Origin of the sequence: Bifidobacterium sp. SO1 (assembly GCF_018555335.1) — a bacterium.
GTDB lineage: Bacteria > Actinomycetota > Actinomycetes > Actinomycetales > Bifidobacteriaceae > Bifidobacterium > Bifidobacterium simiiventris.
The window spans coordinates 125078-136995 of sequence record NZ_JAFEJR010000006.1 but is presented as its reverse complement, the minus strand read 5'-3'; the positions used below and the strand labels follow the sequence as shown (position 1 = coordinate 136995).

Here is an 11918-nt window from a genome sequence, read left to right as displayed (position 1 = left end):
GCAAACGGTCAGGCGGGTAGGATATCTTCTGTACCGACTTCTACCAGCGTATGTTGAGGGAATACACGAATGTCTGAAACCGCCGAAACGCCGACGTTGCAGGAAATCTCGCGCGAATTGCCGCCGAAGATCGTCATTCCTGAGATCAAGGGCGAAATGGTGCACCTGCGCCCGGCGACCATCGAGGACCTGCCGCGTCTGGACGAACTGGACGCCTACTACAACGCATCGCGCATCACCGGCAAGGATCCGCAGGCCGAACGCGCCGTCGTCCACGCCTGGGTGCGCCGTTCCGTCGCTTGGACGAACGGCTTGGCCGCATCCGAATCCGGCGTGGGTGATCCCGAATCCCGCCGCACAATGGCCTGGGCCGTGCTCACCGACTCCGACCATGACGACGACGGCCAGATCGACGCGCAGGCCACTGACAACGTGATCGGCATGGTCTTCCTCATCGACATCGACGGCTGGGCCCGCTCAGCGCGCATCCAGGTCGTGCTCGGCAAGGACTACCGCGGCCGCGGCTACTCGCGCGATATGATGCCGCGCGTCATGACCTACGGCTTCGCGCCCGAACCGGCCGGCCTCGGCATGCACCGCATCTGGGTCGCCGTGCCCGAAAAGAACACGCGTTCACTGTCCGTCTACAAGTCGCTCGGGTTCGTGCAGTCCGGTACGTCGCGCGACGCGTTGTGGGACGCGGAAAACGGCCGTTATCAGGATCTGATCGTGTTGGACACGCTGTTCGACGAATACGATCCAATCCGTTCACTCGATGCGTTCGGCATGCATGTGATCGAAGACAATCCCGGCATGCGCGAGGCGCTGGCCATGCGCGAGCATTCCGTTACGATCCAGCGCAAAAGGCGTGACCCGGCCGGTGCGAACGAAACCCGCGCCGATGCCTCCCCGAACGGCGACGACGATAACGACGAACTGCGCAAGGCCGCATACGCCCGTATCGGCGTCGAACTGAACGGTGACGACGAGGATGCGGGTGCGGCGGTCAGACAGGCCGAGTCCGCGCCGTCCGATACCGTCGATGGCGATTCCACATGGCCGTACGGCCAGTCCGAGCGCAAGACTTCGAAGAACGCCTGGTGGCGCAATCTCGGATTGAGCCGCAAGCGCGAGACGGAGGAGGAACGATGAGCGCAGAGGATCTCGATAATTACGAAACCGACGCGGAACTCGCCCTGTACAAGGAATACCGCGACGTCATCAAACTGTTCACCTACGTGGTGGAGACCGAACGCCGCTTCTATCTGGCCAACAAGGTCGACTTCAACGTGCGTTCGGCCGGGCAGGACGTGTATTTCGACGTGCAGCTGACCGACGCCTGGGTCTGGGACGTGTACCGGCCGAGCCGTTTCGTCAAGAACGTGCGCATCGTCACGTTCAAGGATGTGAACGTCGAGGAAGTGCAGAAAACAGACATCGACATACCCGACGACATCCACTGATTTCTGTGGCCTTTGTGTGGAAACGCACAGAGGCCATTTGCGTTTCTTGGGTGTGGGGTAGACTATCGCTGATTTTATTATAAGGAGACTCACGTGACGCAGAAACAATCCGTGGTGATTATCGGCGGCGGCCCCGCGGGCCTTACCGCAGCCTGGGAATTCGTCAAGGACGGCGGCGCCGACAAGTACGACGTGACCGTGCTCGAGGCCAGCCGTGAATTCGGCGGTATCTCACGCACCGTCAAGCACAACGGGAACCGCATGGATATCGGCGGCCACCGCTTCTTCTCCAAAGACAACCGCATCATGGACTGGTGGAAGGACGTGCTGCCGCTGCAGGGCGCTCCCAGCTATGACGACAAGAAGCTCGGCCGCGAGCACGAGATGGAGCCGGGCGGGCCGGATCCGGAAGTGAGCGACGAGGTGATGCTCAAGCGCCACCGCGTCTCGCGCATCTTCTACGGCGGCCGCTTCTTCGACTATCCGATCTCGCTCAAGCCCGCCACGTTCAAGGCGATGGGCTTCGCCATGACCATGCAGGCCGGCTTCAGCTACCTCGCCTCCATGTTCCACAAGTTGCCCGAGACCAATCTGGAGAACTTCTACATCAACCGCTTCGGCCGCAAGCTGTATTCGATGTTCTTCGAAGGCTACACCGAGAAGCTGTGGGGACGCCACCCCTCGCAGATCTCCGCCGATTGGGGCGCGCAGCGCGTCAAGGGTCTGAGCGTGCTCGGCGTGCTCAAGAACGCGTTCGCCAAGCTCAGCCCGAAGAAGCGGTCCAACGCCGAGGTCGAGACCTCCCTCATCGAGGAATTCTGGTACCCGAAGTACGGCCCGGGCCAGCTGTGGGAGACCGTCGAGAAGCGTTGCGAGGCGCACGGCGCGAAAGTCATCACCGATGCGAACGTGGTCGAGATCCGTCAGGATGGCGGTCACATCAGCTCGGTCATCTACGAGGATTCGGAAGGCAACCGTACGGAACTTGCCGCCGACCAGTTCATCTCGTCGATGCCGATCAAGGACCTCGTCAACGCCGTGGACGCTTCCGACAAGCCCGCGCCGAAGGACATCACGGCCATCGCCAACGGCCTGCCGTACCGCGATTTCGTCACCGTCGGCCTGCTCGTCAAGCGGCTGCGCCTGAAGAACACGACCGACATCCCCACGCTCGGCAACCCGCCGATCGTGCCGGACTGCTGGATCTACGTGCAGGACCCGGGCTACACCGTCGGCCGCATCCAGATCTTCAACAACTGGAGCCCGTACCTCGTCAAGGACGTGGACGACACCGTCTGGATCGGCCTCGAATACTTCTGCGACGAAGGCGACTCGTTCTGGAACATGAGCGAGGAGGACTGCGTCAAGTTCGCCATCAACGAGATGGTGCGCATGAAGGTCATCGCCAGCCCGGCTGACGTACTCGACACCCACCGCGAGAAGGTCAAGAAGGCGTATCCCGCCTACTTCGACACCTACGCCCAGATGGACGAGCTGGTCGAATACCTCGACCACTTCGGCAACCTCTACTGCGTCGGCCGCAACGGCCAGCACCACTACAACAACATGGACCATTCGATGGCCACCGCCATCGAGGCCGTCGGCAACATCAAGACCGGCAAGACCTCCAAGAAGAACGTGTGGTCTGTCAACACCGAAAAGTCCTACCACGAGGAAAAGTAGTTCCTCTTCCACCTGATGAAACGGCTCGTCGCGCTATGCGGCGGGCCGTTTTGCGTTGGTCGGGGAGAAGTTGTATGGTTAGTGCCAGTTCGTGACGCATGGAGTGCGACGGACGTTCGATAGCGGCATTGGCCGCACATCATTCTTAGTGCAGAGCTCGGCAGTGTGCCGGCGTTGCTCAAGGAAAGGTAATACGAGTGGCAACTAGCCAGAATCTTGAGGATATGAAGCTGCCTGAGCTCAAGGAGCTCGCCAAGCAGATGGGACTTCGTGGCACGTCGACGATGCGCAAGCCCGAACTACTGGCCACGTTGCAGGCCGCCCGCTCCGGAGGCGAAGCCCCTGCCGGAGTCACCGTGCGTGCCCCTCGCGCCGCCAAGGCGGAACAGGACGCCTCTGCCGAACCTGCGGCCGCCGAACAGCCTGTCGCCACCGAACCTGCCGTCAAACCGGCCGCCGAGCCGAAGGAGGCGGAACCGCAGCAGAACGAGCCGGCGAACAAGCCCGAGCGTCCTGCTCGCGCCACCCGTTCCGGTCGCGTGGTGCGAGCCGCGGGCGAGCCGATGCGCAAAACCCGTACCCGTATCCGCAAGAACAGCGACGCCCAGTCCGACGACGCCGCGCAGCAGCCCGCGGCCACCGATGCCGCGCCGGTGATCAATCTGCCCGTCGCCGCGAAGAAGGACGCCGACTCGACGGTTCGTCGCCGTCGTCACGAGGAGGAAGCCTCCGCGCTGCTGCTCGACGATCTCGGACTCGAACCGACCGGTGAGCGCGCCGATCGCACCGACCGTCGCCGCAAGTTCGACGACGATCGTGCGCAGAATCGTCGTCGTCGCGATTTCAATGCAGACGATGACCGTCCGCGTCGTCGTCGCGTCGAAGAGCCTGCCGTCGCGTCCGATGACAACGTGCGTGATCTTGACGACATCCTGGCGACTCTGCCGACCACGACCGCTACGACGGAACGCGACGACCAGTCCGGCGACGAGCCCGTCGACCGTGAATTCGTCCGTCGCAGCCGCAACCGTGCGGATCGTGGCGCGGATCGTGCCGATCGAGCGGATCGTGGCATGGACCGTCACCAGCGCCGTCTGCGCGGCCGCGACCGTGACTTCGACAACGCCGACCATGATCAGCGCGCCGACCGCAACGTCGAGCGTGACACTCGCCGCGACGAGCCGCAGGACGATCTCGTCCCGGTCGCCGGCATCGTAGACGTGCTCGAATCGTATGCGTTCGTGCGCACCTCCGGCTATCTGCCCGGTCCGAACGACGTGTACGTCTCGATGGGCCAAGTCAAGAAGTACGGCCTGCGCAAGGGTGACGCCGTGCACGGTTCGATCCGCGCGCCGCGCGACAACGACCGCCGCAACCAGCGTCAGAAGTTCGTGCCGCTGCAGTCCATCGACTCGATCAACGGCATGAGCGTCGAGGATGCGGCCAACCGCCCGCAGTTCTCCAAGCTCACCCCGCTCTACCCGCAGGAGCGTTTGAAGCAGGAGACCACGCCGAACAAGCTCACCGGCCGCATCATGGACATCGTCGCGCCGATCGGCAAGGGCCAGCGTGGCTTGATCGTCTCCCCGCCGAAGGCCGGCAAGACGATCACGCTGCAGAACATCGCCAACGCGATCGCCACGAACAATCCGGAAGTCCACCTGATGGTTGTGCTCGTGGACGAACGCCCGGAGGAAGTCACCGACATGGAGCGCACCGTGGCCGGCGAGGTCATCGCCTCCACGTTCGACCGCCCGGCCTCCGACCACACCACCGTCGCCGAGCTCGCCATCGAGCGCGCGAAGCGACTCGTGGAGCTCGGTCAGGACGTGGTCGTGCTGCTCGATTCGATGACCCGTCTCGCCCGCGCGTACAACATCGCCGCGCCGGCGTCCGGCCGCATTCTCTCCGGTGGTGTGGACGCGCAGGCCCTGTACCCGCCGAAGAAGTTCTTCGGCGCGGCCCGCAACATCGAAAACGGCGGATCGCTCACCATCATCTCGTCCGCGCTGGTCGAAACCGGTTCGAAGATGGACGAGGTGATCTTCGAGGAATTCAAGGGCACCGGCAACATGGAACTGCGCCTGAGCCGCGAACTGGCCGACAAGCGCCTGTTCCCCGCCATCGACATCAACGCGTCCGGCACGCGCCGCGAAGAGCTACTCACCGCGCCGAACGAGCTGCCGATCATCTACCGTCTGCGTCGTCTGCTCGGCGGCCTCGAGCCGGAACAGGCGTATCAGACGCTCGTGCCGCGTCTCAAGAAGGCCCCGACCAACCGCGACTTCCTCGCCGCGATCAGCCAGCAGGCCAACTCCAGCGCCGTCAACGGCAACTGAAATCAACGACGGACCGACTGATACGTGGCGGTTTTCTCTCGCCGGCGACCGTGCCGGCGAGAGAAAACCGCCACACGGCATATATGGGCGTCTGGCGGGCGGGGAACGGCGGTGATAATCTGACAACCATGAGCGAAACGCAAGAATCCCAGTCCGAAGGCGGCGATTGGCTGCCGTCCGCAGACGCCACGCATGCGCCCGAATCCGAAACGGTGATCGACTCCGCCGCTGCGGCCGAACATCCCGAGGTCGCCGAAACCGTGGCGAAAATCAAGGCCCTGCGCCAGTCCATCGACAATGTGGACACGGCCATCGTCTCCCTGCTCGCCGAACGGTTCAAATATACGTCGCAGGTCGGTGTGCTCAAGGCTCGCGCAGGGTTCGCGCCGGCCGACTACAAGCGCGAGGATTATCAGATCGAGCGTCTGCATCGCATTGCCGTGGCGGCCGGGCTTGACCCGGACATCGCCGAGATGTATCGCGAATTCGTGGTGACCGAGGCGAAGAAACGGCATGCGCGCATCGCGGCCGCGGGTGGTGACCCGGGCGTGCTCGACGTGTTCGCCTGATCTGTCCAATAACGACTGAACGACGCGGCCTGCCGCATGAAAACGGAGCGGGTGCGGGTAAGATCACTGTCGTTTGCGTAGATCCACGAATACGGGAGGCTGCATGGAACGTGTCGGTCGGTTTCTGACACGGGTCGGTGCGGCCTTCGTTGCGTTCGCGGTCAGTCTGGCGATGCTGTGTGCGGGCGGCTCCGGTGCGACGGCCCCAGCGGGCACAACGACGCTGGCCGTCAGCCGATATCTCGGTCACGATGTGTATGCCGCGCTTGATGGAATGCGTGCGAACGATGGCGGTGTGTACCTGTCGAACGGTGACAGTTCTGCGGCTTCGACCGACGTGCGCCGCGTGAGCGCCGCATCGGAAGCCTTGCCGTGGACTATCCGCGTCACATACTCACTGGACGGGCCACAGACGGATGCCGACGGCGTCAACGGGGCCAGCGGGCTGGTTGGTGTACGCGTCACCGTCACCCGCAACGAACTCGCCTCGCATGACATCGTGCAGGCCGCAACCGGACTGGTACCGGTCGTGGCATTCACGATACCGACCGAAGTCGGGGACGATCTGTCATCCAGTGACGGTGCGGTCATCACACAGCAAGGTTCCGACAACGTAATCACCGCGATCGGCGACGATGTGTCGCTGCTCGGACCGGATGATTCCGATTGGCTCGACGACATGCTGCATGCCGCTCAGCCGGCTGGTTCTAGCGGGGACACCATACTCGATCTCAGCGTCTATCTGAACGCCAAGCAGTTCTCCATGAGTCCGATCGTACTGGCCGCGCTACCAGCATCCGATGCGAACGATATCACCGCACAGGCCGCGGACCTTGCGCAATCCGCGACTTCGCTCGCGGACACGCTGACCGGTGCGGCCAGCCAAAGCAACGACGATCTGATTGCCCAACTGACCGCATTGCGTGATCAGGAACGAGCGCTCGCCTCGTCCACGATCGCCGAGCGCACCGCCGCGCACCGGCAGGCGTTCGACGCATACATGGCCTCCTACGTGGGTTCGTACACCACGCATCTGAGCGGTTCGATCAGCAACAAGACGCAGATGGCTGCGCTGATCGGCACCGCCGGCGAACTAAGCGGGGATACGCCGCTGGCACAGGCCGTGGTCGATCTGGCCAACGCGGTGAACGCCGTGAGCGCCGCGCATCGGCATACGGGTGCCGCGGACGAGGTCGACGCGATCATCCGCCGTATCCGTCAGCAAGGGGTCAGCGGGCTGGCCGATGAACTGACACAAAACGCCGGTCGCGAATCACAGCTCGGCTCGTCCGGCTACAGTGCCGGGCAATCGCAACTGTCGCAGGCGATGATCCCGTATTCGATGGCGTATACCGACACCTACACCGAGCATCTGAGCGAACTGACCGGCGGCACGTCCAGTGGAGCCGCGGCATACCAGCAGCAGGCGATCACGGAAACGAACGAATCGTTCAAGACTGAAACTGATCTCAAGGCCGACCAGGCGAAGGTCGACGCGGCAATGGCCGCACTTGCCACGGCCAGCGAACATACGGGCCGGGCACAGGCGATCCGTCAACTGCTGCTACGGTTCGAGGATCGGTTCGAGTCGGGAGATGGCGAGGCTGGATCGTCTGATTCCGCTGCCGCCGCGACCGCAACGAAGAGCGGTGAACAGAGCCTCGAATCCTTGTCCGCAACCGATTCGCCGAAACTTGGCGTGGGCGGCAACGGCATCGCCGCGGTGGTCGAGGCCGCGCGGCTGAAGCGACTGCACGCCGAGCGGGAGCGGGCGGCCGCGGCCGCACAGGCGCAATCGCAGCAGACCGACGGTCAGGCGGCAAGTCTGGTCGATGATCAGGTATCAATGAGCAAGAGCGATGTGATGAGCTTCGCCGGGTCGGTGACCTCTCTTGGCGGAGGAACGAAGGACGCTGGCTCCGGGACCGCGGACGATGCGTCGTCGGGCAACGGAACGACTGACGCTTCGGCCACAACTTCATCCAAAGAACAGGAGTCGCTAGGACTGAACGAGGCACCTTCGGTGGCGTTCGGCATCCGCGGCATGAACCCGGGTAGTCTGCTCACGCCGAACAATTCCCCGACCATCGACGAGACGGTTGCCATCGGAGATGCGGCCGGTATCCTGCCGTCCGCCGTATCGGCGCTTGCCGATGCCGGTTCGCTGAACGATCTGGCCGACCACACCTCCGACCAGTCCTCCGGAACGAGGTTCCTCCTCGTCGTAGAGACACTGTCGTGAACCGTATGATCTCCATAAGTGGGTGATATCGGACTTCCTAAGCCGTAGGTGGGTAAAACCGGATGGTTTGGCGGCCGATATGGGTTGGTAATGATACCGTATTGCCCACTTATGGATATGAGGATCCGATATTACCCACTTATGGGTCGGATAACGGCGGGACGGGTCACTGATAGCGGATCTGGTTGCCGCCGGTCTCCATGTCGACGCTGCCGGAAAGCAGCTCGATAAGCTGTTGGACGAGCGGGACGATCAGGAACGTGCCACCGATCGACCATAGGTTCAGAAAGATCGTGGACGCGCCCATCGGCACGAGCACGACGCGTGCGGCCACCATGACGAGTCCGACGATCGGCAGCGCGAAATGCGTGACGATCGGGAAGTGTCGTTTGGTGCGGAACTGATGCCATGCGACGAACAGCAACGGCAGGATCATCATCCATGCGCCGATTGCGGTGATGACTTCGCGTACGGGTAGATGCAGCGTGTAGCGAGATCCGGGCAGGAACACGGAGATGGCGAGCAACGCCAGTCCGGCCAGCACGATGCGTTTGAGCGGTTTGTCGTTGATCAGCTCATCCTCGGGCAGATCGTCGATCTGATTGTTGATATCCGCAGCCTGTGCATTGCTCATAGTCATCACCCATGTGAGATTGTATCGCAGAGTTATGGCATACGAAATAAAAAGCTCCCCCTTAAGACAAGGGGGAGCGGAGTATCACCAGAAGAAGCCTTACTTCTTCTTAACAGGCTGAGCCGTGAAGCGGACAGTCCTGTGGACTGTCCGTAGGCTCAGTGAGCGGCTGCACTACAGGCAGCCGCGAAGGCCGCCTGTTAAGAAGAAGCCTTACTTCTTCTTAACAGGCGGCTCGCCGAGTTCGCTGTCTTCGACGATGACGTCGATGGCGGCCTCGGCTTCGGCCTTCGCCTTGGCGGCGGCGTCGACGGCCGCTTCGGCGGTCTCGTGCGCGGCCTTGATCGCGGCGGCGGCGCTCACGAAGGAGATGCGGCCCACCACGCGGCCGGCCTCGGCGATGTCGTTCACGGCGCTTTCCAGCGATTCGCGCACGTCATCGGCCACACCGAGCTTCACGGACAGGATCGGCGTCTTCATCGAGACCTTGGCCTTCGACTTGATGCCACGCAGCGCGGCCAGCGCCTCGCCGGCGTGGGCGAGCAGCTCCGGCGCGACCTTGAACGCGGCGGCCTCGTACACATCCGGGGTCGGCCATGCGGCGCGGTGCACCGAACCGGCGCCCGCATGCATCCAGCTCCACACCTCTTCGGTCGCGTACGGCAGGTACGGCGCGAGCAGACGCGCGAACGCGTCCAGGCCCAAGCCCAGCGTCGTGCGAGCCGACTTGGTTGCCGCCTCGCTCGGCACGTGGCCGGTCGCGTCGGCCGTGCCGTACGCACGGTTCTTGACCAGCTCGATGTAGTCGTCGCAGAACTGCCAGAAGTAGCTTTCGATGACCTCAAGCGCCTTGGAGTGCTCGTACGCCTCCATCGCCTCGGTGGCCTGACGCACCACGAGCGCCATCTTCGCCATCGCGGCGCGGTCGAGCGGTTCGGTCACGTCGGCCGGGTTCCACGCGGCGGTCGCGGCCTCGCCCACGTGGTGGTTCTCGTCCTCGCGGCCGATCGCCAGCGCGAACTTGGTCGCGTTGAGCAGCTTGATCGCGAGACGACGGCCGATCTTCATCTGGCCCTCGTCATACGTCGCGTCAAGACCGAGGCGGGCGGAAGCGGCCCAGTAGCGCACCGCGTCCGCGCCAAACTGTTCGATCGGCTTGTTCGGCACGACGACGTTGCCCTTGGACTTCGACATCTTCTTGTGGTCCGGGTCGAGAATCCAGCCCGAGAGAGTCGCATGCGCCCACGGCAGGCACTTGTTCTCCAAGTGCGCGCGGTCGACGGTCGAGAACAGCCAGGTGCGGATGATGTCCTGGCCCTGCGGGCGCAGATCCATCGGGAACGTGGCCTTGAAGATGGCCTCGTTCTCCTCGCCCGGCTCGGCCCAGCGGGTCACGATCTGCGGGGTGAGCGACGAGGTCGCCCACGTGTCCATGATGTCCTGCTCGGCGGTGAAGCCGCCCGGCACGTCGCGCTGTTCCGCCGTGTAACCGGCCGGCACGTCGATGGTCGGGTCGATCGGCAGGATGTCCTCGCTCGGCGTGATCGGGTGATCATAATCCGCGGATCCGTCGGCCTTGACCGGGTACCACAGCGGGAACGGCACACCGAAGAAGCGCTGGCGGGAGATCAGCCAGTCGCCGTTCAAGCCATGCACCCAGTTCTCGTAGCGCACGCGCATGAAGTCCGGGTGGAAGTTGAGCTCCTTGCCGCGTTCGATCAGTTCGGCGTTCAGCTTCGGGTCGGTGCCGCCGTTCTTGAGGTACCACTGGCGGGAGGTGACGATCTCGAGCGGCTTGTCGCCCTTCTCGTAGAAGTTCGTCATACGCTTGGTCGGCGTCGGCTCGCCGTCCAGATCGCCGGACTCACGCAGATGGTCGACGATGATCTTGCGGGCGGAGAACGTGGTCTTGCCGGCGGTTTCGGCGAAGATCGCGCGGCCGTTCTCGTCCTCGATCCAGTCCGGCGTGTCCATGACGATACGGCCGTTGCGTTGGATGATCGAACGGGTCGGCAGGTTCAGATCGCGCCACCACTGCACGTCGGTCACATCACCGAAGGTGCAGCACATCGCGATGCCGGCGCCCTTGTCCATCTCGGCGGCCGGGTGGGCCAGAATCGGAACGCGAACCTTGAACAGCGGCGAGTACACGTACTGGCCGAAGTACTGCTTATAGCGCTCGTCGTCAGGGTTCGCGATCAGCGAGGTGCAGGCCGCGAGCAGCTCCGGACGGGTCGTTTCGATGTAGATCGGCGTGCCGTCCTCGAAACGGAACGCGACCTTGTGGTAGAAGCCCGGGTATTCGCGCGACTCAAGCTCGGCCTGGGCCACGGCGGTCTGGAACGTCACGTCCCACAGGCCCGGCGCGTCCTTCTGGTACGCCTCGCCGCGGGCGAGGTTGCGCAGGAACGCCTTCTGCGCCACGCGCTGCGGATGCTCGCCGATGGTGTGGTAGGTCTGCGACCAGTCGATCGACAGGCCGAGCGAGCGCCACAGCGCCTCGAACTGCTTCTCGTCCTGCGCGGTCAGCTTCTCGCACAGCTCGATGAAGTTGCGGCGCGAGATCGGCACCTGGTCCTTCGCGTCGATCTTCTTGCCGTCGGTGCCCTCGAACGGCGGCTTGAAATCCGGATCGTACGGCATGGAGGTGTCCACGCGCACGCCGTAGTAGTTCTGCACGCGGCGTTCGGTCGGCAGGCCGTTGTCGTCCCAGCCCATCGGGTAGAACACGTCATAGCCGCGCATGCGCTTGTAGCGCGCGATCACGTCGGTGTGCGTGTAGGAGAACACGTGGCCGACGTGCAGGTGGCCGGACACCGTGGGCGGCGGGGTGTCGATGGAGTAGACGGCCTTGCGGTCGCGCGTGTTATTGAACTTGTACGTGCCCTGCTCGTCCCAGACGGCACGCCACTTGTCTTCCAGACCGTCGACGCCGACCTTGTCGGGCAGCGGGGTCAGGTTTGCGTTGATGATTTCGCTCATACGCGC

At 63.5% G+C, this 11918-nt stretch carries 8 protein-coding genes; 6 read left to right on the top strand and 2 right to left on the bottom strand.

Going from position 1 to position 11918, the window contains the following annotated elements; translation table 11 throughout:
• Positions 1 to 69: 69 nt before the first annotated feature.
• The 6 genes from JS541_RS06950 to JS541_RS06925 all read left to right on the top strand — a co-directional run bounded on the left by JS541_RS06950 (position 70) and on the right by JS541_RS06925 (position 8296).
• On the top strand, positions 70 to 1152 hold the full coding sequence (locus JS541_RS06950; RefSeq protein WP_214373731.1) for a GNAT family N-acetyltransferase: 1083 nt from the start codon (positions 70 to 72) through the stop codon (positions 1150 to 1152).
• Complete coding sequence (locus JS541_RS06945; protein ID WP_033494454.1) at positions 1149 to 1463, top strand: DUF2469 domain-containing protein; 315 nt, start codon at positions 1149 to 1151, stop codon at positions 1461 to 1463. Before JS541_RS06950 ends, JS541_RS06945 begins: the two co-directional genes overlap by 4 nt.
• A 93-nt stretch (positions 1464 to 1556) precedes the next feature.
• Complete coding sequence (locus tag JS541_RS06940) at positions 1557 to 3146, top strand: FAD-dependent oxidoreductase (protein ID WP_214373730.1); 1590 nt, start codon at positions 1557 to 1559, stop codon at positions 3144 to 3146.
• Between the two features lie 197 nt (positions 3147 to 3343).
• On the top strand, positions 3344 to 5485 hold the full coding sequence (rho, locus tag JS541_RS06935; protein ID WP_214373729.1) for a transcription termination factor Rho: 2142 nt from the start codon (positions 3344 to 3346) through the stop codon (positions 5483 to 5485).
• A gap of 128 nt (positions 5486 to 5613) precedes the next feature.
• Positions 5614 to 6054 carry a chorismate mutase gene (locus tag JS541_RS06930; protein ID WP_214373728.1) on the top strand — a complete coding sequence of 147 codons (441 nt, stop codon included), beginning with the start codon at positions 5614 to 5616 and terminating at the stop codon, positions 6052 to 6054.
• Positions 6055 to 6157: 103 nt separating this feature from the next.
• Positions 6158 to 8296 (top strand): hypothetical protein, encoded by a 2139-nt coding sequence (locus JS541_RS06925; RefSeq protein ID WP_214373727.1) that lies wholly within the window; start codon positions 6158 to 6160, stop codon positions 8294 to 8296.
• Positions 8297 to 8462: 166 nt separating this feature from the next.
• Here JS541_RS06925 and JS541_RS06920 read toward each other — a convergent pair whose 3' ends face one another.
• Both JS541_RS06920 and valS read right to left on the bottom strand, forming a co-directional pair.
• Positions 8463 to 8930: a hypothetical protein gene (locus JS541_RS06920; RefSeq protein ID WP_214373726.1), complete on the bottom strand. Its 468-nt coding sequence runs from the start codon at positions 8928 to 8930 to the stop codon at positions 8463 to 8465.
• A gap of 213 nt (positions 8931 to 9143) precedes the next feature.
• On the bottom strand, positions 9144 to 11912 hold the full coding sequence (gene valS, locus JS541_RS06915) for a valine--tRNA ligase (protein WP_214373725.1): 2769 nt from the start codon (positions 11910 to 11912) through the stop codon (positions 9144 to 9146).
• Positions 11913 to 11918 lie beyond the last annotated feature (6 nt).